This is a genomic window from Lujinxingia sediminis, assembly GCF_004005565.1.
Classification (GTDB): Bacteria; Myxococcota_A; Bradymonadia; order Bradymonadales; family Bradymonadaceae; genus Lujinxingia; species Lujinxingia sediminis.
Map to the genome: position 1 here is coordinate 1 of NZ_SADD01000019.1, position 19,815 is coordinate 19,815.

At 62.9% G+C, this 19,815-nt stretch carries 18 protein-coding genes; 7 read left to right on the forward strand and 11 right to left on the reverse strand.

The window, feature by feature from the left end; translation table 11 throughout:
- Positions 1 to 660 precede the first annotated feature (660 nt).
- From rsmD to EA187_RS19105, 3 genes are all read left to right on the forward strand, one after another.
- Complete coding sequence (gene rsmD, locus EA187_RS19095; RefSeq protein ID WP_115608441.1) at positions 661 to 1,263, forward strand: 16S rRNA (guanine(966)-N(2))-methyltransferase RsmD; 603 nt, start codon at positions 661 to 663, stop codon at positions 1,261 to 1,263.
- A 109-nt stretch (positions 1,264 to 1,372) separates the two neighbouring features.
- Positions 1,373 to 1,858, forward strand: coding sequence for a pantetheine-phosphate adenylyltransferase (gene coaD / locus EA187_RS19100; RefSeq protein ID WP_127781320.1), 486 nt, complete (start codon positions 1,373 to 1,375; stop codon positions 1,856 to 1,858).
- A gap of 87 nt (positions 1,859 to 1,945) precedes the next feature.
- Positions 1,946 to 3,142: a pyridoxal phosphate-dependent aminotransferase gene (locus tag EA187_RS19105; protein ID WP_206524430.1), complete on the forward strand. Its 1,197-nt coding sequence runs from the start codon at positions 1,946 to 1,948 to the stop codon at positions 3,140 to 3,142.
- Positions 3,143 to 3,224: 82 nt separating this feature from the next.
- Here the strand turns inward: EA187_RS19105 and EA187_RS19110 are convergent, their stop codons facing one another.
- Positions 3,225 to 3,791: a putative metal-binding motif-containing protein gene (locus EA187_RS19110; protein ID WP_127781321.1), complete on the reverse strand. Its 567-nt coding sequence runs from the start codon at positions 3,789 to 3,791 to the stop codon at positions 3,225 to 3,227.
- A 66-nt stretch (positions 3,792 to 3,857) separates the two neighbouring features.
- Entirely contained in the window at positions 3,858 to 4,871 is a 1,014-nt protein-coding gene (locus EA187_RS19115) for a hypothetical protein (protein WP_127781322.1), read from the reverse strand.
- A gap of 303 nt (positions 4,872 to 5,174) precedes the next feature.
- Here EA187_RS19115 and EA187_RS19120 point away from each other — a divergent pair, with 303 nt between their 5' ends.
- Both EA187_RS19120 and EA187_RS19125 read left to right on the forward strand, forming a co-directional pair.
- Complete coding sequence (locus tag EA187_RS19120) at positions 5,175 to 8,114, forward strand: 1-acyl-sn-glycerol-3-phosphate acyltransferase (protein WP_127781323.1); 2,940 nt, start codon at positions 5,175 to 5,177, stop codon at positions 8,112 to 8,114.
- A gap of 232 nt (positions 8,115 to 8,346) precedes the next feature.
- Positions 8,347 to 10,140: an acyl-CoA dehydrogenase family protein gene (locus EA187_RS19125; protein WP_206524431.1), complete on the forward strand. Its 1,794-nt coding sequence runs from the start codon at positions 8,347 to 8,349 to the stop codon at positions 10,138 to 10,140.
- A 98-nt stretch (positions 10,141 to 10,238) separates the two neighbouring features.
- On the opposite strand, the gene EA187_RS19130 is transcribed toward EA187_RS19125, so the two are convergent.
- The 4 genes from EA187_RS19130 to EA187_RS19145 are packed head-to-tail and all read right to left on the reverse strand — an operon-like array spanning position 10,239 to position 13,511.
- On the reverse strand, positions 10,239 to 11,060 hold the full coding sequence (locus tag EA187_RS19130; protein WP_127781325.1) for an MBL fold metallo-hydrolase: 822 nt from the start codon (positions 11,058 to 11,060) through the stop codon (positions 10,239 to 10,241).
- A gap of 58 nt (positions 11,061 to 11,118) precedes the next feature.
- Positions 11,119 to 11,325 carry a hypothetical protein gene (locus EA187_RS19135; protein WP_115608430.1) on the reverse strand — a complete coding sequence of 69 codons (207 nt, stop codon included), beginning with the start codon at positions 11,323 to 11,325 and terminating at the stop codon, positions 11,119 to 11,121.
- Positions 11,326 to 11,349: 24 nt separating this feature from the next.
- Positions 11,350 to 12,141 (reverse strand): DUF455 family protein, encoded by a 792-nt coding sequence (locus EA187_RS19140; protein WP_115608428.1) that lies wholly within the window; start codon positions 12,139 to 12,141, stop codon positions 11,350 to 11,352.
- A 23-nt stretch (positions 12,142 to 12,164) separates the two neighbouring features.
- The gene (locus tag EA187_RS19145; protein ID WP_127781326.1) at positions 12,165 to 13,511 is read right to left on the reverse strand and encodes a 5'-deoxyadenosine deaminase; all 1,347 of its coding nucleotides are present in this window, start codon (positions 13,509 to 13,511) and stop codon (positions 12,165 to 12,167) included.
- Between the two features lie 285 nt (positions 13,512 to 13,796).
- On the opposite strand from EA187_RS19145, the gene EA187_RS19150 reads away from it, so the two are divergent.
- Together EA187_RS19150 and EA187_RS19155 are read left to right on the forward strand one after the other, a co-directional pair.
- Positions 13,797 to 14,564, forward strand: coding sequence for a tRNA1(Val) (adenine(37)-N6)-methyltransferase (locus EA187_RS19150; RefSeq protein ID WP_127781327.1), 768 nt, complete (start codon positions 13,797 to 13,799; stop codon positions 14,562 to 14,564).
- Entirely contained in the window at positions 14,561 to 15,025 is a 465-nt protein-coding gene (locus EA187_RS19155; protein ID WP_127781328.1) for a hypothetical protein, read from the forward strand. Before EA187_RS19150 ends, EA187_RS19155 begins: the two co-directional genes overlap by 4 nt.
- On the opposite strand, the gene EA187_RS19160 is transcribed toward EA187_RS19155, so the two are convergent.
- From EA187_RS19160 to EA187_RS19180, 5 genes are all read right to left on the reverse strand, one after another.
- Positions 14,947 to 15,969: an MBL fold metallo-hydrolase gene (locus EA187_RS19160; RefSeq protein ID WP_127781329.1), complete on the reverse strand. Its 1,023-nt coding sequence runs from the start codon at positions 15,967 to 15,969 to the stop codon at positions 14,947 to 14,949. The genes EA187_RS19155 and EA187_RS19160 overlap by 79 nt on opposite strands.
- Before the next feature lie 149 nt (positions 15,970 to 16,118).
- Entirely contained in the window at positions 16,119 to 16,940 is an 822-nt protein-coding gene (locus tag EA187_RS19165) for an FHA domain-containing protein (protein WP_164856409.1), read from the reverse strand.
- Between the two features lie 234 nt (positions 16,941 to 17,174).
- Positions 17,175 to 17,615, reverse strand: coding sequence for a hypothetical protein (locus EA187_RS19170; protein WP_115608418.1), 441 nt, complete (start codon positions 17,613 to 17,615; stop codon positions 17,175 to 17,177).
- 81 nt (positions 17,616 to 17,696) lie between these two features.
- Positions 17,697 to 18,893, reverse strand: coding sequence for an anti-sigma factor (locus EA187_RS19175; protein WP_127781331.1), 1,197 nt, complete (start codon positions 18,891 to 18,893; stop codon positions 17,697 to 17,699).
- A gap of 113 nt (positions 18,894 to 19,006) precedes the next feature.
- Positions 19,007 to 19,609 (reverse strand): RNA polymerase sigma factor, encoded by a 603-nt coding sequence (locus EA187_RS19180; protein ID WP_115608442.1) that lies wholly within the window; start codon positions 19,607 to 19,609, stop codon positions 19,007 to 19,009.
- Positions 19,610 to 19,815: the final 206 nt, after the last annotated feature.

A 19,815-nucleotide genomic window follows, 5' to 3' on the forward strand; every position in this document is an offset into this window, starting at 1 on the left:
GTTCCGCGTTTTGTTCTGTCAAGATGTTTTTCGAAGTTTTTTCAAGTTTCTAAACTTTCGAAATCCATGTCGACGTTGCTCGCTGCGGCCCGTGTTGGCGTCGCGTTGAGCGGAGGCGGTTTCTACGTTGCTGCCTCCGACTCGTCAAGATGTTTTTCGAAGTTTTTTTTCAAGTTTCTAAACTTTCGAAATTCATGTTGACGCTGCTCGCTGCGGCCCGTGTTGGCGTCGCGTTGAGCGGAGGCGGTTTCTACGTTGTTGCTTTCGCCTCGTCAAGGATGTTTTTGCATCCTTTTTTCCTTTCGATGTTGAGCCGCGTTGGCGGCCCTCGTCGTCGGGAGGCGCTTTATGGGCGATGGCGCGGATTCGGTCAAGGTGTTTTGTGATTTATTTTCCCATCGAAGGCCCAAACCACCGCAACCCCTTGAAATCAAACGATAATACCATTCACGCTTCATTTTCTGAGAACACGATCGCGACGATCGCAGCGCTTCGGAGCGCGATCGCGGGCGATTCGGGGTGATCGGGCGGAGAGTTTCACCGCGGTGCGAGCCTCCGAGCGTGTATCGACCTACACAGCGGAGTTCGCTCCTTATATACAGAGGTTCGATTCAGTGACGCGTCGCCCGGAGCGACGCCCTCTTTTCTTAAGGACGATCGATGCGCATCATTGCCGGCTCTGCTCGCGGCCGTAAACTTGCCAGCCTGCCTACAGACGCGATCCGCCCCACAAGCGATCGCATCCGCGAGTCGCTCTTCTCGATCCTGGGTGATGTTCGTGATCTGGTGGTCGTCGATGGATTCGCTGGCAGTGGCGCGCTGGGCCTGGAGGCGATCAGCCGAGGTGCCAGTCGCGCCTACTTCTTTGATCGCTCCGGCCGTTCCACCGCGCTGATCAAAGAAAACGCACAACGGACCCGAGCTGGGCGGCGAGCGATCATAGAACGGTGCACCTTTAACCAGGGGCTGGAGGAGCATCTCGGTGATGAGACACCGGATCTCTGGTTTATCGATCCTCCCTACCACACCACCCTGGCGCATAAGGCGCTGGAGAAGATGGCGACCAGTCCCCGGGTCACCGCTGGTGCCCTTGTGGTCTGGGAGTCCGATATCGATGAGGCCGTTCCCCACACGCCGGCGTTCGCGTTGGAAGACGAGCGCATCTACGGTCGCACTCGCATCCAGCTTCTTCGCCGGCGCGAGGATCGCGATGACGCCACCGGGGTGACGCCCGTCGATCGCCCTGAGGACGCAACGCGCTGACGCCCCTGCAGCAGCCCCGCAGTTGCTGCGAGCACGCATTTCCCTTAATCATCAGTCTTTACGACCACGCCGCCGCAGGCGGTCCCGAGCGAAACCAAGGAAGTCATCTATGCCGCGAAAGGCGATCTATCCGGGAAGTTTTGATCCTCTGACCTACGGTCATATCAGCATCATCGAGCGCGGGCTTAAGATCTTCGATGAGGTGCTCGTCGGGATTGCGATCAACATCCGCAAAACGCCCCTCTTTAGCAGCGAGGAGCGCATCGAGTTGATTCGCCGGTCTTTTCCGAACGAGACCCGGCTCAAGATCGAAACCTTTGAGGGCCTGCTGGTCGATTACGCCGCACAACGAGGTTGCGAGGTGATCGTACGAGGTCTGCGGGCGGTAAGCGATTTTGAGTACGAGTTGCAGATGGCCAACATGAACCGCAAGCTCAACGATGAGATCGAGACCGTCTTTCTGATGACCGAGGAGTCGCATTTCTATGTGAGCTCCGGGCTGGTCAAAGAGGTTGCGCGCTTCGGGGGCTCAGTGCGTGAGCAGGTGCCGCCGCATGTGCAGGAAGCCCTCAAGGCGAAGTTTGCGCAGAGCTGATCGGATGGCTGGCGATGGCCGGGTCGTGCCGATGTTGTCAATGAAACTGTAGCCCTGCGGGGCTTCCCACCTTATGAAGGAAAAATCGTGATCAAACTCAGCCATCGAATCGGGCAGGTGGAGCCCTCGCCTACGCTCGCGATCACCGCGCGCGCCAAAGAGCTCAAAGCACAGGGCATGGATATCGTCAGTTTTGGTGCCGGTGAACCCGACTTCGACACACCGCAACTCGTGGTGGATGCGGCCGTGGAGGCGCTTCACAGCGGGAAGACGCGCTACACGCCGGCCTCCGGGCTGATGGAGCTTCGCCAGGCAATCGCCACAAGCTATGCCAGCCGCGGTCGCGAGATTGCTGCCAACCAGGTGATCGTCACCGTCGGTGGTAAACAGGCCCTCTACAATGCCACCCAGGTGATCTTCGATGAGGGCGATCGCGTCTTAATTCCGGCGCCTTACTGGGTGAGTTATCCGGCGATGCTGCGCCTGGCCGGTGCCGAGCCTGCGATCATCGACACCCGCGCCGAAGATGACTTCAAGCTCACGGCCTCAAGCCTTCGCGCCGCACTCGAAGCCGCGCCCTGCCGCGGGTTGATCCTCTGCTCGCCATCCAACCCCACCGGGGCGACCTACTCCGCTGATGAGCTGCGCGAGCTGGCCGCCGTGCTCAAGGACTTCCCTGACGTCGTGGTCTTCTACGACGCGATGTACGACGAGCTCTATTACGAGGGTGAGATCGCGCCCGATCTTGTGGCTTCGGCCCCGGAGCTTGAGGAGCGAGTGATCACCTTTAACGGGTTCAGCAAAACCTACGCGATGACCGGCTGGCGCCTGGGCTATGCGATCGGTCCGGTGGAGGTGATCGCGGCGATGGGAACCCTGCAGAGCCAGTCGACGTCCAACGCCACCTCCTTTGCGCAGTACGGTGCGCTGGCGGCCTTTGAACTCGACGCGGCGGTGCTGACCGAGCGGCGCGAGGCCTTTGCAAAACGCCGCGATCTCATCGTGGGCATGCTGCGCGCCATCGACGGGGTGGTATGCCCCGAGCCCACCGGCGCGTTCTATGCCTTCCCGGACTTCTCGGCCTACATCGGAGAGGGAGAGGGCAAGTTCGCCGACGATCTCGCGCTGACGCAGTATCTTCTGGAGGAGGCCCAGGTCGCGGTGGTTCCCGGCTCGGCCTTCGGCTACCCGGGCGGATTGCGGCTGAGCTATGCGACCAGCGAGGCGCTAATCGAAGAAGGCGTCCGGCGCATGCACCAGGCACTTCAACGCTACTCCAGCTGAAGAAAGAGCGGAGATGTGAACGCATAAAAAAGCCGCGCCCCTTCCGGGACGCGGCTTTTTTATGCGCTATGTTCAAGCACGCTTAGATCGTGCAGGACTCCGGCACCGTGTCGAGCACGCCGTTGCGGCATTCCAGAGCCACACCGCACTCCGGACAGGGGTTGCCGGGGCAGAAGCTGACCACCGGGAGCGCCTGACACAGGCCGGTCTGCTCGTTGCAGGTGTAGTTGACGTCCTGCCCGTTGGGGTCTTTGGCGTTGCTGGGGCAGTCCGAGGTGCTCGTGCAGGTGAAGACGTCCGGCTCACCGCTGCAGTTGTTATCAATGCCGTCGCAGACCTCAGCCTTACCCGGGTTGATGTCGGGGTTGGTGTCGTCGCAGTCCTCCTGGGGGAACTGGCAGTTGCGGCGGTCGGTGTCGGGAGCTCCGTAGCCGTCTTCATCCTCATCGATGCAGGGGAAGTCGGGGGTGACGCCGCGCGCCGCGCAGACATTGTCGGTGTTGCAGACAAAACGCGGGGTCAGGCAGTCCTCATCGCTCTCGCAGTAGAAGACGCCCTCTTCGGAGGCATCAAAAGCCACCGAGCAGGCCGCGGCGTAAAGGGTCAGCGCCAGAAGAGCCAGCGCGGAGAGTAGAAGGCGAAGTCGCATGATCGTCCTCAATCTGAAGTCACGCGGGCGCTCAGGCCCGCAGACGTCGCAAAAAGTCGCGAAACCTTAGAAGCGCAGCCGCGCGCCCACACCCACGCCCTCAGGGCTGAAACTGGGGCTGAGGCGCACCGCGCGGTACCAGGGCTGGTCGTCCTGGCCCACGGCCAGCTCTTCGGCATCGTCGCCGTCGAGCACAAAGAGCAACACGCTGGTCACCGCCAACCCGCCCGAGAGCACATAGAAGACGTTGGCCGAGAGCGCATCACTCTCAATGTCGCGCTGCAGGCGCTGGGCCTCGCGCTGGGTCAGATCGATGTAGGTGCCGTCTTCGTTGCGGGCATACTGCTCGATCTCGGCCAGGCCATCGTCGACCTTAAGACCGAAGAAGATGCCCGTACCCAGACTCACCGCCGAAAGACCGGCGGTGGCAAAGGCCATGATGCGACGCACATCGACATCGCGCTCCACAAAACCGGGATCTTCGGGGCGGCGATCGCGCACGCCGAAGACGTCATTGACGCCGGCCTGCACCGCGTCGAGCACCGCCGAGAAGGAGCTCAGATCGGAGTTGGTGTGGTAGTTCAAGAAGAGGCGATCGCGCACATCGAAGTAGTCGATGTTCAACGTGTAGCCTCCCCCGGTGCGGCTGACGCGCGCCTGAACGATGCGATCGACCTGGGCGGCGCGGCCCACGTTGGCCAGACAGAGCGACTCGGCCGAGCAGTACTCCGGGTCGCGGTCTTCGATCGCCGGCAGAAGATCGGCGTCACCAAAGACGGCGATGTTGGGGATGGTGCTCACCGCCTCACGTAGCGCATCCTGGAGCGCCTCACGATCGCCTGAGCTCAGCCCGGAGAGCGGCACCGCGAGCACCCCCACCGCAGGCGCGTTGGTGCCGGCCGGGGTCTCCTCCAACTCCTGGACGTCTTCCACATCGAAGGTCATGCCATCTTCATCAATAGGCTCGACGTCTTCTTCATCGAAGGTCATGCCCTGAGCCAGGGCGGTGGCCGGCAGCAAAGCCAGAGCCAGTGCCAGGGCGATAAGAGCCGCGGCGAGCTGGCGAGACAGGATTCTCATGGAGCGCTCTCTGCTTCGAGATAACTTCAGCGGGGTTCTGCCAGCCTCCAAAAAGCTCAACAAAGGACGGCTGACGTATCGACAGGCCGATTCAACCCTTACAAAGCGTGGCGCGTGGATACCTCGCCATCTCCTCGCCGGGCCGATCCGACTACCTCTGGGAGTAGCATAGCCCGGCGAAGGGGCGCAACAAAATGCCCGCAACCCGATCGAAGTGCTTGCCCCGCGACGCGGTTGCCCCATAGCCTGCGCCCGATTATAACCGCCCAGCTCGAAACACCGCGCCTAACCCCGGAGACGAGGATGTCCGTAAGACCGGACCGCACAGCGGGGGATCCCGACGAGAAGGCCCACCGCAACGCCTCGGCTGAGACCGACCAGGCTCTGCTTCCTCACGATCTTCCCGTTCTTGAGGAGGGGCTTGCAGAAGCCTCCGAGGTGGAGCTCAGCGAGGAGGCTCGCGAAAGCCGGCTGCAGCTGGCCGAGCAGCTCTCGCGCCGCCCGATGTCCTCGGCGATGCTGGAGCGCCTGGGCCGCTGGCTGGGCTTTTTAGGCCGCCTGCTCTTTGCCCACGTGCTTTTTGAGCGCCGGGGCATCGACCAGCTGCGCGAGTGCGCCGAGCGCGGCACTGTGGTCTACACGATGCAGACCCACAGCCGGCTGGACTACTTCTATTTTAACTACGCCTTTTTGAAGCATGAGCTGCCGCGGGCGCGCTTTGCCAACGACCTGATCGTGCGACCGTTTCGCGCACTCTGGGAGCGGGTGGTCAGCTTCGTGACGCGACGCCGGATTGAGGGGCCGCGCAAGATGGAGGCGTTGATCCTGCGCGATGAGGCGACCTTCCTCTTCTTGCAACGCCCCCGCCAGAAAGAGCGCGATCGGGTGGCCTACAGCCAGCCCTACCTCTACCGCTTGATTCAGACCCAACGCCGCCAGGATACGCCGATCTTTGTGGTGCCGCTGTGCCTCTTCTGGGAAAAACGTCCGGAGCCGCGGCGCGCAAGTCTGCTTGATGAGCTTTTTGGCACGGTGCAGTCGCCCGGTTTTGTGCGAAAGCTGGTCAACTACGTGCAGACCTTCTGGCAGACCTTTTTTAAGTTCGGCCAGCCCATGGTGCAGGTCTCCGGCGCCATCAACCTCAAGGAGTTTTTGCGCGAGTATCCCGGGGCGGATTCCTCCGATGCATCCGAGCTTCTAAGGGCACGCCTCGAAGAGCAGATCCGTCAGGAGAGCCACGTCATCCTCGGCCCCACCGCCTCGCCGCGCGAGCAGGTCGGGCGGGAGGTGCTCGCCAGGCCCGAACTCGTAGAGGCGATGCGCGAGCACGCCGAGAAAAGCGGCGAAGATGAGATCAGCGTGCGCCGCAAAGCTCAAAAGCTCTTCGATGAGATCGCCGCCGATCCCAGCCTGCTGATGATCAAGATCTTCAGCGCGACCTTAAGTCTGGTCTGGTATCGCATCTACGACGGCCTGGAGGTCGATGAGCCCGGCCTGGAGCGGGTGCGCGAGCAGGCCAAGACCAGCTCCATTGTGCTCGTGCCCAGCCATAAGAGCCACATCGACTACCTGGTCTTGAGCTACGTCTTCTACCATTACGGGCTGATGACCCCGCATATCGCCGCCGGCGTGAACCTGAGCTTCTGGCCTCTGGGCCCGCTCTTTCGGCGCGCGGGGGCCTTCTTCATTCGACGCTCCTTTAAAGGCGAAGATCTCTACCCGGTGGTCTTTCGCGAGTACTTGATCCGCGTGCTCGAAGAGAAGTACCCGGTGGAGTTCTTCATTGAAGGCACGCGCAGCCGCACCGGCAAGCTGATCAAGCCGCGCTACGGCATGCTCGACATGATGGTGCGCGCTTTTGCCAGCGGGCGTCTCGACGCCATTAAGATCGTGCCGATCTCGGTGGGCTACGAGAAGATCATCGAGGAGCGCACCTACCGTCGCGAGCTTCTGGGCGAGGAGAAGCAGAAGGAGAGCCTGGCCGGGTTGTTGAAGACGCCGAAGTTTCTGACCAGCAAGAAGGGGCGACTCTATGTGGAGTTTGATGAGCCCATCGATCTGGCCGACTATTTTGGGCGTTTTGGCATCGATCGGCTGGAGCCCGAAGACGAAGACCTCGACGCGCTCACCGTGCGCCTGGCACACCGCATCATCTACGACATCAACCGGGTGACCACAGTCTCCCCCACCGCGCTTGTGGCCACGGTGCTGCTCAACAACCCGGATCGCGACGCGAGCATCGGGCGAGCGCGCCTGCTCCATGAGCTGGGCTTCTTGTTGCACTTTATGACGCAGCCGGGCCGACCGGTGCGCCTCTCCGGCGCGTTGCGCGAGGCGCTGGCCAGCCGCCAGGCCGCCATCGACGCACTGCGCGCAGCCCACCCGCACGACACCCCGCCGGTGAGCCTGAACTACGATGAAGACGCCGATCCCAACGATCTGGAGCGCCAGCATATCGAGTCGGCCATGGGCCGGGCGGTGGCCTCGGTGATCGATCGGGCGCTGGCGATCTTTGAGAAAGAAAAACAGGTGCGCATCACCCACCCCGGCGATCGGGCCTGCTACACACTTGCACCTCAGGCGCGCCATGAGATCGCGTATTATCGCAACACGCTGGTGCACCACTTCGTGCCCGAGGGTCTTCTGGCGTCGGCGATCGCGAGCTTCGAGTCGAACGCGATCCCGCTGGATCGCCTCATGGACCAGACCCTCTTTTTGAGCCGTCTTTTCAAATACGAGTGGATCTACGAGGAGCGCGCCGAGTTTGAGAACGTCTTTATGCGCACCCTCGACTATTTCTCGGCCTCGGGCTGGGTGAGGATCGAGGGCGCCGGCGAGGAGCGCATGGTGACGATCGCCTCCCCTCGGCCCGAGCTCGACTATCTGCGGCGGATGGTCCTGACCTTTGTGGAAGCCTACGCGCTGGTTTTCCGCCGACTTCATGAGCTTGTAGAGGCACCGGTGGAGCGCGACGCGCTCATCAAAGATGTGATCGCAACGGGGCGCGAGCAGCTGGAGCGCTCCGAGCTCGGCTTTGAAGAGAGCCTCTCCAAGCCCACCCTGCTCAACGCGCTGCGCCTGCTGGAGGATTGGGGTGTGGTGGAGCGTCACACAAGCCCGGGGCGACGCCGCGAGGTGGTGAGCTACCAGGTCCACCCGGACTGGCGCGACGAGGCCCGCTACCGAGAGCTACTCACACGCGTGGAGGGTATCCTCACCCCCGGCGCTGAACCGCCGATCTGAGCTCCCCGACGCAAACTCCTCTCCTGCGTTTTCTGTCGTTTTCGCTCGAAGGCTCCGCCCCGATCGATGGCATCGGGAAGTTTAAGCTCCCTTAAACTGTAGGAACGTGTACGTTCTGCGCGCTCGCCACAGTTGACGCGGTGCGTAAACTTTCGGACGATGCCCCGATGAATGACCCGTCATTCATTCCATAGTCGTATCTTGAACCTGCAACTTCTGGAGATCTTTGATCATGAGCGCCGAAAACCCCCAGGGCTGTGCCTTTCTCACCAGCGAAGTCGGCTCCGAACGCATCTTCACCCCGGAGGACTTCTCCGAGGATCAGCGCATGTTTGGCCAGACAGCCACCGACTTCATGACCAAAGAGGTCTTCCCGCAGGTCGAGACGCTGGAGAAGAACCCCTCGGGTGATTTTTCGGAGATGGTCGCGCTGCTCAAAAAGTCCGGGGAGCTGGGGCTTTTGATGATCGACATCCCCGAGCAGTACGGCGGCCTGGAGGTCGATAAGACGACCTCAATGATCGTCATTGAGCATCTTTCCAAATACTCCGCCTGGGCCACGACCTACGGGGCACATACGGGCATCGGCATGCAGCCCCTGCTCTTCTTTGGCAACCACGAGCAGAAGGCCAAATGGCTGCCGAAGTTCGCCACTGGCGAGGTGATCGGGGCCTACGCGCTGACCGAGCCCGGCAGCGGCTCCGACGCGCTGGCCGCCAAGACTCGCGCCGAGCTCACCGAGGATGGGGAGCATTACATCCTCAACGGCTCCAAGATGTGGATCACCAACGCGGGCTTCGCCGACCTCTTTACGGTCTTTGCGCAGGTGGAAGGCGATAAGTTCACGGCCTTCCTCGTTGAAGCCGACCGCGAGGGCGTCTCCACCGGAGCCGAAGAACATAAGATGGGGCTGAAGGGCTCTTCGACGCGTCTTCTGAACCTGGAGAACGTCAAAGTCCCGAAAGAGAACCTCCTCGGCGAGATCGGCAAGGGGCATAAGATCGCGTTCAACATCCTCAATATCGGGCGCTTTAAGCTCGGAGTGGGGTCGCTGGGCGGCGGCAAGCGCACCCTGGAGGTGGCCACGCGCTACGCCAAAGAGCGCGTGCAGTTCAACACGCCGATCGCGCAGTTTGGCGCCATTCGCGCCAAGCTCGCGAAGATGGCCATCCGGCTCTACACCCTGGAGTCGATGTCCTACCGAGTCGCCGGCTACATGGACCGCAGCCTGGACACGCTGGACTCCAACGCCGAGGACTACGCCGAGCAGATGATGAAGGCCATTGAGGAGTTCGCCGTCGAGGACTCCATCATGAAGGTCTACGGCTCGGAGGCACTGGACTTTGCGGCCGATGAAGCCGTGCAGATCCACGGGGGCTACGGTTACTCGGCCGAGTACGAGGTGGAGCGCCTCTACCGCGATAGCCGCATCAACCGCATCTTCGAGGGCACCAACGAGATCAACCGCATGCTCATCCCCGGGATGATCCTCAAGCGCACGATGAAGGGGCAGCTCAACCTCTTTGACATGATCCAGAAGCTGGAGGTGACCCTGGCCGGTGAGGCCCCCGAGGTGCCCGCTCAGGGCGACGATCCGACGCTTGCCTTCGAGAAGTTTCTGACCGAGCAGGCCAAGAAGATCGTGGTCTACGGTGCCAACCACGCCATTCAGAAGCATATGGCCGATTTGCGGGATCAGCAGGAGCTGCTCTTTGAGCTGGCCGATATGATCAGTGCGATCTACGCCATGGACAGCACCGTGGCACGCACCGCCCAGATGGTTGAGACGAAGGGCTTTGAGGCCACCGAGTTGCATCGGGCCGCCACGCTTGTGACGCTGGCGGAGTCCTACAACACCATCCGCGACGCGGCCGAACGCCTGCTCTACAACCTGGCTGATGGCGAGAAGCTCGACGCCCACCTCAAGGCGCTCGATAAGCTCACGCTGCACCCGCGCATTGACGTGATCGGCCTGCAGAAGCTCGTGGCCGATGCGGTCGTCGAGCGCGAGCGCTACCCCTTCTAAACCCTTGAATCCAAAGCGCTTTCAGTCCCCCTCCCGTGAAGCAGCGAGAGGGGGCGAATGAGGCCCGGTCGCTTCGGGCGTCCCCAACACGGGGGCGCTCAGATGGCGATCGGGCCTTCCTGTATGCAACGCTCGCCAAGCTCCAGATCGTGGCTTGTGAGCAGCACGTCGGTGGGATGTTGCAGAAGGTGCGCGCGCAACTCTTCAATGGAGCGCTGCACCTCATCACGTGAAACCGCCACGTTGCGGGGCATCGAGCCCAGGCCCAGCTCGCCGACGACCTGCGTGGTGGTAAAGGCGACGTCGCCGCCAAAGATGATGTGTCGGCCGTCGGCCATCTTCACCCGGTAGCTCGCGTGTCCGGGGGAGTGTCCGGGGGTGGCGAAGGCGCAGACCGAGCCGTCGCCCAGAAGATCAAGCCCGGAGAGGTCTTCGCCAAAGCGGGGGGCCTTTTCAAAAGGAGCGATACGTTCGCCGAGATCCCGAAGATCGCCGCGGGCGTAACCGGCCAGCGGCCTTCGAGAGGCGGTGACAAACGCCCACTCCGGCTGGCGCACATGGCAGCGCGCGGCGCTTAAGAAGGGCAGCCCCCCGGTATGATCGTAGTGGAGGTGGGTCATAAAGACGTGCGCGATCTCGTCGGGCGCAGCGCCGGTGAGCGTGCGCACCCGCTCGGTAACCGCCCACTCCGACTCAAAGCGCATGCCGAAGAGACGCATCGCCCCGCCGATGGCACCCCCCAGGTTATTGGGGCCGTTGGGACCGAAGGGCGCATCAAAAAGCAGTGGCCCTCGCTCCGCATGCAACGCGACGCCGGCCAGCAGCGGAAGCCGTACTCGCTGCATGCCGCTCTTGGCGATCATCATGAAGGAAGGGACGCGGATGTATCCGCAATGAAACAGATAAAACGACTCGATCACAGCGCTCTCACTGGCCGCATAGCATCACCCGATACCACAACGAATTCAGCACCTTACATCACTCCGCAACCACGCGACGCACTTTGGCATCGACGATGGGGGCGGCACCGTTGCTCTCGGCCCGGGCGATGAAAAAGGAAAGCAGCACCACACCGATGCCCCCCACGATAAAGATGATGATCGAGTAGTGACGCATCCCGCGTTTGTACTCGGGATCGTCTTTATCGAGGAACTTCTTGGGCTGGGATTTGGGCCTGGATCGCATGGAGTTCCTTTAAAAAGGGGAGCATCACGTCGCGCGCAGCATACCCTCAACAAAGATCTCGTCGAGGCCGGCGGCGCGGCGGGCGTCGGAGTTGAAGATGGCGCCTCGAGCCCGGGCGGGCTCATTATGGAAGGTCAGGTTCTGGCAGTAAATTTCAAACGTGGAGTGCCCCTCAGGGGTATATTCTTTGAGCCAGCGCGCGCCGAAGCCCACGTGATGGATCTCATCTTCAAAGATCTGCTCCAGGATCTGCGCGGTGACCGTATCGCCTACCCGACGGAAATGCTGCTCAAAATAGGGGGCGTGATCGAGGTTTCCCTGCTCAAAGGTCAGGTTCATGGCGCAGACCCATTTGAGCGGTGAGGTCAGCGAGGGGGCACAGCGCCAGAAGTGATCGTTGACGGGAAGATCGCCAAAGTTGGCGCCGAGCTCGCGAATGCGATCGACATAAAGTTTGAGGTGGCGTTGCTCATCGGCGATCAGGCGAACCATGCCGGCGCGAAAGGCCGGCGGGGCGTCGGGGTAAGCCAGAAGCGCCCAGGCCATCAGCTCAATGGCCATGAGCTCGTGGTTGGCAAAGGTGTGCAGCGCGCGCACGGCCATCTCGGGCTCGGCCAGATTGTCGGGGTGCGGGAACTTCACGCGGCGGGAGCGGGGCGCGATGGCGAGCTCGGCGGGGCGGCTCGGGGCGCTCCAGGCCTGCGGCGGGCCCGGATCGCGATCGTCGAGCGCGTGAAAGCCACCCTCGGGCCCGGCGAGTTTTTGCTCAAGGGTGGTGGCGTGAAGGAGGCGCTCGGCGAAGTCGCGAAGGCGCATGGTCGATCCGGTGGTTCGGGAAGTTAACCGCTGATGAACTGCTGCATACGCTCGGCGGTTTCATGATGCGCCTGACGTGCACGCGCCATCAGCTGGCCGAGGTCTACGCCAACAAGTTCCCCCTTATCGACCAGCTGTCGGCCGGAGGCGAAGACGTGGCGCACGTTATGTTTCTGGGCGGTGTAGACAAGGCGAGCGTACACGTCGCCGCCGGGGCCGCAGCCTGGATCGTTGTCGAGGTCGAAGACCACAAGGTCTGCGGACTTTCCAACCTCCAACGAGCCGACCTTGTCGTCGATGCCCAGGGCTCGGGCACCATCCATGGTGGCCAGGCGCAACACGCGCTCGGCGGGCATGACCTCCGGTCCGTGGAAGGGTTTTTGAAGAAGTGCGGCCAGGCGCATCTCAATGAAGGCGTCGAGGTTGTTGTTGCAGGGGGCCCCGTCGGCGCCCAGCGCCACGCGCACGCCCATGTTGTCGTAGCGGGGTATGTTGGCGATGCCGCTGGCGAGCTTGAGGTTGCTCGACGGGCAGTGGCAGATGCAGGTCTTTGTGGTCGAGAGGATCTGACAATCCTCATCGCTGACATGCACGCCGTGGGCGAGCACACTGCGGGAGCCGGTGATGCCAACCTGCTCCAGGAAGGCGATGTTGCTGACGCCGTAGCGCTCCTGGGTGAAGACGTTTTCGTAGGTCGTCTCGGAGGCGTGCGTGTGAATATGGCACCCGAGGTCGCGGGAGGCCTGGCCGACTTCGCGCAGAAGTTCCTCGGTGCAGCTCACCGCGAAGCGAGGCGCAAAGGCGTACTGGATGCGGCCCTCGGCCTTGCCATGCCAGGTGTCATAGAGGCGCAGGCTCTCTTTGAGGCTCTCGGCGGTGACCTCGCGCATGGGCGCGGGAACCTCATCGCCGAGATCCATCATGCATTTGCCGATATGCGCCCGGATGCCGCTCTCTTCGACCGCCTCACCGATGGCATCGGTGTGATGAACGGTGCCCATATCGAGGATGGCCGTGGTGCCGCCCAGAATCAGCTCGGCCAGCCCCACCCGCGCGCTGACGCCGAGGGTCTGGTGGGTGAGCGCGGCCTCGTAAGGCCAGATGCGGCGCTTGAGCCAGTCGATGAGCACCATATCATCGGCGTGGTTGCGCATCAGGGTCTGGCATAAGTGAATGTGGCATTGCACAAACCCGGGGGTGATGATGTGACCGCTCATATCGAGCACGCGCGCGCCTTCGGCACGCGCCTCATCGACCTGACCGATGACGGCGATGCGGCCGTCTTCGATCAGAAGATCGCCTTCAACAACTTCGGCGGCGGCGTTCATGGTGACCAGGGTGGCGTTTTTAAGCCAGGTGCGCTGCGACATCGTGCATTCCTGAAAAGGGGGGTTCGGAGCGTGGCAGGACGAGCAAAAACGCGGCACGCTACCATGCGACGAGACGCTTCGCCACTGGCGCGCCGACCGGGGGTGTGACCGGTCGGTCAGGCTTCGGGCGCGGGTCCGGGGGCGAAGATCGGTCGGAGCGCCGGCGGTGCGAGCTGTTCAAAGCGGTGGGGGCTGGTCCATAATGCGCATCCTTTGAAGTTGGGACAGCGCGCGCGATCGGCGCGACCTGTCGCCCGGGCGCCTTTACGCAAGAAGTCAGAGTTGATGAGCGACGCCACGACGTTAGAGAACACAGCCGGGGATTTGACGCGCGATGCGATCTTTGGCGGAGCACTGCGGCTGTGGCAGTCGCGCGCCGGGTATCGTTTCGGGCTGGATGCCCTGCTGCTTGCCAGCGACCTTCCGCCTCTGGCGGCCGGCGCGACCGTCGTGGAGTTGGGCGCGGCCCAGGGCGCGGTGGCGCTGACGGTGGCCTGGCATCGGCCCGATGTGCAGGTGGTGGCCGTGGAGCGTCAGCCGGAGCTGGCCGCCCTGTTGCGCCGCAACATCGAGGAGAACGGCCTAGAGAACGTGGAGGTGATCGAGGGCGATCTTCGCCATCGTCGCGAGCTCTTTACCCCGCAGTCCGCCGCGCTGGTCCTGGCCAACCCGCCTTACTATGCCGAGGGCGCGCGACGCCCCAGCGCCAACGCTCAGCGGGCGCAGGCCCATCATGAGCTGCACGGCACGCTGGAGGATTTTATCCGCGCGGCGGCCTACCTGCTTGAGCATAAAGGATGGTTGCAGCTGATCGCCCCGCCGGTGCGTCACCTCGACGTGATTGCGGCGGCCGGCGTCACCGATCTTCGCCTGGCCGAGCTTCGTCACTACCACGACCGCGCCGATCGACCGGCCTACCTCACCGAGTACCGCTTTCGACGGCCCTCGGCGCCGGATCTGAAGATCCGCGCGCCCTTGACCATCCGTAACGACGAGGGGAGCTACAGCGCCGAGGTGCGCCGACGCCTGGGGATGGAGGAGGTCGAAGGGTGATCGGGCGACGGGCGTTGCGCAAAGGAGGGAGTACACGCGGGCTGCTGGCGGGGCTTACGCTGGCCCAGACGCTCTTGTGGGGGTGCTCCAGCACGGGAACACCTCTGGAGCGGGCAGCCCAGATCGCCGATCGAGCGCTACGCGAGGGCGTGCGCGAGGCCGAGTCGCCCGAGGCTTCGCAGGGGGCGGTGGGCTTTGTGGGGCGCTACAACCCCTGCCGCTGTGAGGCGCCGCCCTTCGAGATCTGGATCTACGGAAGGTGGGAGCGCGTTGAGCTTATCAGCAAGGATGACGTGCTGGTGGAGGCGCTGCTCACGCAGGCACGGGCCTCCGACGAGAGCGCGGAGTTCAGGCTTGTGGGCTGGCCGAAGCCGGGCGCGCCTTACGACGAGCTGGAGCTCGAGGGGTTTGAGCCAGCCGAGCGCACCTCGGCGCGGGGATCGTCGACATCGACACCGTAGCGACGCGTCACACCCTCCCCTTCGGCCTGAATGGTGCGCGTGCGCACGAGCTCATCGAAGAGCACCTTGAAGAGCTCAAAGTTCCAGAGCAGCTCGACGGGCTCGTGAAGCTCATAGCCGCGATCGCGCTCGATAAACTCCACGATGGTCGGGCCGTTAAAGAGTGCGGATGCCGCGCTGGAGAGGGTGTTGGTGAGAAAGCGCGAGGCCCGTACAAGCGTCCAGCGCGCGCGCTCAAAGGGGCGTCCGTGGTTGGGGAGTGCGCGCTCGGGATTGAGCGCAGCCAGGCGCTCGATGCTGGTGGCATAGCCCGCCGCGTCGTCCATGCGGGCGGGAAGGCCGCTTAAAGCGACGTCGCCGCTGAACAGGATGGCGCTGGCCTCATCGAAAAGCGCCATATGGCCGGCGGTGATGCCGGAGCATGGGTGGACCTGCAGATCGAGACGACCGGCACGCACGCGCGCCCCCTGGCGCAAGGGCACAAAGTTCAGCGCGCGACTCTGGCGTGGGTAGAAACGCTCAAGCCAGGTGTGGACGATCCCGGCATCAAACCCCTCCAGAGCTGCAGCCAACTCGGAGGTGCGCTCGCGGAGCGCGGCGCGGCGTCGCTCGATGATCATCTCCAGATCGCCCGGGGCGAACATGTCCGGGCTGAGCACGAAGAGCTCGGCGTTGGGGAAGTTCTGCGCGCCACCCACGCAGTCGATCTCCCAGGAGGTGGCGATGATGCGGTCAATCTGGTCGGCGCGCACCCCGCACTCCGAGAGCGCATGGCTCAGATCTTCAGCGTGGACGGACGGGTGACCGGCGTTGATCAGCGCCCAGGGTGCCGGCCCGCATAGATACACGTTGGTCGGCGCGCGCAGCGCCTCCGGGCTGAACTCCAGGTGACGCTGAAGCGCAATGCGAAAAAGATCTTCGCCGAGCTGTTCGATCTGGTACATGGCCTGTCTCAAGGGAGGGGCAATCGTGGCTGGCCGCAAGCCCGCCTGAGGCGCTCTCAACGATCGCCGCGGGCAAGAAGTGCCGGAGGCCGGTGACTTCACGTCACCGGCCCCGATGTCATAGCGCTCACCTGGAGCAGCGACAAGCCTTAGCCGCGGTAAGAGAAGCGCAGCTCGTAGTCACACAGGAAGAAGACGTCGCCCTCTTCGATCTTTTTGGACTCGATGCGATTGCCGCGGAACTCGATGCCGTTGGTCGAGCCCAGGTCCTTGATGTAGTAGCTGCCGTTGCGATGAATGACCATGCAGTGCTTGCGCGAGATGTTGCCATCGCGAATGGTCAGATCGGTATGCTGGCTGCCGCGCCCGATGACAAACTTCTCTTTGTCGACGGTGTAGCGGTTGTTGTTAAAGCTCAGGTAAAGCGGCGGCAGGGTGGCCGCGCCGTAGGCTGGCTCAGCCCCAAAAGAAGGCTGCGTCTGGGGAGCCTGCGGGGGGCGCGGCGCCTGTGGGGGCTCCTGGGGCCAACCGCCGGCGTTGGGACGAGGCGGAGGAGGGGGAGGTCCGCCCGGACCGCGCTGCTGAAACGCCGGGGGCTGCGGGGGACGAGGCGCGGCAGGAGCCGGTGCCTGACCGACGGCCGGCACCCGATCGAAGGTGCGATGATCCATACCCGGACCGCCGCCGTAGCCACCGACATTGAATCGATCGCCGCCGGTCTGCGGTGGTGCCCCCAGCCCCGGGTTGTTTCCCGCAGGGTAGCCTCCCGACTGCGGCCCCGGGCCAAAGCCGGCATCCTGCTGCTGATCCGGGCCTACCGCGTAGTCGCGGCTGCGTGCGTACTGACGCATCGACTCGTTGATCAGGTAGTCCATCGAACAGCCCAGCTCCTGAGCCATCTGCTCAAAAAGCTCCCAGAGGTAATCTCGGCAGTAGAAGCTGCGCAGAGTTTTGCGATTTTGGTCGGTCATGGGGTTCACCCCGAGCGTGTTGTTCGAGAGATTCGTTGGATTCCGATCCTGCATACGTCGCAGGTCAGATAACGGGCGTTGTGATGAACGTTGACGATGGTCCCATCGCCCAGAAGGTCAAGCGTGGCGAGACCTTAGCACAGGGCTTTTCAGGGTGTCCAGAAACGCGCACAGGCGGCAGCCCGATGACTGCCGCCTGTGCGTTTGCGAGACGTTTTGACCGGGTCGAACCTGCTACCTCACCGTGATCGCCAGGATGAGGATGCCGTCCTGATAGTTGAGTCCGGCCTGAAAGAAGGTGCTGCCGGGAGTGGCGCGCAGGGTGGTGTTGAGACGATCGCCGATGGAGAGCCCCAACTTCACGAAGTTCTCTTCTTTGCCATGCGAGGTCATCGTCAGCGTCGAGCCGTCGGGCAGGGTCACATCATCCGACTCACCGGCACCCAACGCGAGGCGAGAGCTGGCGACCTGGCGAAAACTCGAGTAGCCGGCAAAGCCGCGTTCCAGGCGTCGGCGCAAATCGGAGAGCTGGCTGTCGAAGCCCTCGCCGGCGCTGCCGGCGGCGATCGCTCGGACCTCGACGGTGACTTTCTCCTGAGCGCTGGCGTTGACGCTGAAGCTCAGGAGCAGGCCGAAGGCAAAGGCAAATGTCAGCAGGTTTCGAAGCGTTCGCATGGTGGGTCTCGCGTGGGCGGTGGCGGTCAAAACACGTTTTCAATTCAGGGGCAACATTCGAAGAAGCGTGGTGCTAAAGCATCAAATGGGGAGCCCCGGTGGCTGCTCTTGAACTTCGACGTCGCCAACGCCGGGATCTTCAACGGGATCGTCAGCCGGTGCGGGGTCGTGCTCGTCGACGGCGGAAGATGCGGGATCTTCATCTTCCATCACCCAGAGGATGGGAACCTCTTCGGCGGCTTCTTCGGCGCTTAAGCCGGTGAGCTGCGGGGTGTGGATCATCACCGAGGAGCCGGGGGCGTACTCCACGCTATCAAAGATGACGACGGTGCGGGTCTCCACGATCTTCTCTTGCTGCATGAAGGTCTGGCTGACGATCGCGCCGCAGACAAGCAGGGCGACCGCGGCGGCCAGGGCGAAGATTGGCGAGTGCACGATCGAGCGGGGCGCAGCGGCTTTGTCGCTCTTGCGGTCCTGGAGAGAGACGACGTTGCCGGCGGCCTCCTCGGCGTCGGCGCGATCGATGCCGGCGGCAACGCCCTCCCAGAGGTCGGCGAAGTCAGCGGTGTCCTGGGCCAGCTCTACGCCGGCGTTGAGGCCGACGTGAAGTTCAGCCAGGGCTCCCAGGGTGGCGTCGACCTGCGGCTCGCCGGAGGCGATCCAGCGCTCGACCAGGGTGCGCTCCTCCGCGCTGACCTCGTTATCGTGGTAGCGGTAGAGGAGCACCCGATGCTCATCGGCATCAAAGCGCGCCGGGTGATTCAACGGTTGGGCCGGGGCGTTGCGCTCTTCGCTCGCGGTCGGGTCAATACCGGCCTCGATCTTCTGCCAGAAGTCACCGAAGTCAGCACCGGCGCTCAGATCACTCCCTCGGATACCCTGGCCCATGGCGTCGAGCTCGGCCAGGTAATCGGCCACGTCATCGCGACTCTCTAAGAGCGCGGCGATCACGGCGGCTTCGGCCTCATCGACCTCCCCGTCGTGAAAACGCTCCAGCATCGGGGCGAGCTCATCGAGGGAGCTCTCACTGAGCTCGGAGGCAGCCTGAGCCAGACGCGCGATGGTGGCGGCGTCGACTGTTGGAGCGCGCTCCCAGGCGGCTTCGGCCGCCATCTCCACAGCGAGTTTGAGTTCCTGAAGAGCCGCCACATAGATCTGCCAGCCCGGGCGCATGGCCAGGACCTCATCAATCGCGGCGCGCTCCTCATCGGGGAGCTCCCGGTCGACGTAGCGCTGCAGGCGTAGCGCCTGCTCGTATGTCAGATTCTCTTGGGTCATCGGGGCCTCGGTCTCCCTGTCGGAGACGGCCTTGCGGGTGATGTGAGCGGAAGATCCTGTCCTGCGAACTAGACGCAGGTCAACGAAGCGCTATTCAAAACAAAGATCAGCGCTTAGCTCACCTTAAGCTCATCTCCCACGTAGCTCTCCACGGCCGCCTGGAAATAGCGGCGCGCGTGATAGAGACGACTCATCACCGTGCCCTTGGAGATGTTGAGCACGTCAGCGATCTCCTCGTAGCTCAAGCCTTCGACCTCGCGCAGGATCAGGATCGTGCGGTGCTTCTCCGAGAGGGTCTCCAGGGCTTCGAGCATCTTCTGGCGAAGCTCTTTTCGGCCGTAGACCTTGTCGGGGTTCAGCCCCAGGCGCGAGGGAAGGATATGCTCATCGCCCTCGACCTCGTCGCTGCCGCGGAGGATCCCGTCGTCGTAATCGACCTCCTGCACGCGCTTTTTCTTGCGCAGAAAGTCGATGCACATGTTCACCGTGATCCGGTAGAGCCAGGTGTAGAAGCTCGACTGGCGGTTGAACTTCTCAAGGTAGCGGTAGACCTTGATAAAAACTTCCTGACTGACGTCCATACTGTCATCGGGGTTTTTGAGCATCCCGATGCAGATGCCGTAGACCTTACGCTGGTAGGCCTCGACGAGCTCCTTAAACGCCTCCCGATCGCCGGCCTGGGCGCGCTCAACGAGTTGGAGTTCCTGATCTTCCACAAACACCCCGTAGAAAGGTGGAGGTTCACTGGGTAGGGGCCCAAATGGCCGCTGCGTTGCGGAGTGTAGTGCAGGGGATGGTCAGCAGCAACCGGGCAGCTTGCCAGCGGGAGAAGCAGGGGCTAGAGTGGCTTCATTCCTAATCGTTTGACCTGATTGTTGTGGGGGTTGGGCCGTATCGAAGCGGCCCCCGGTGTACAGGTCAG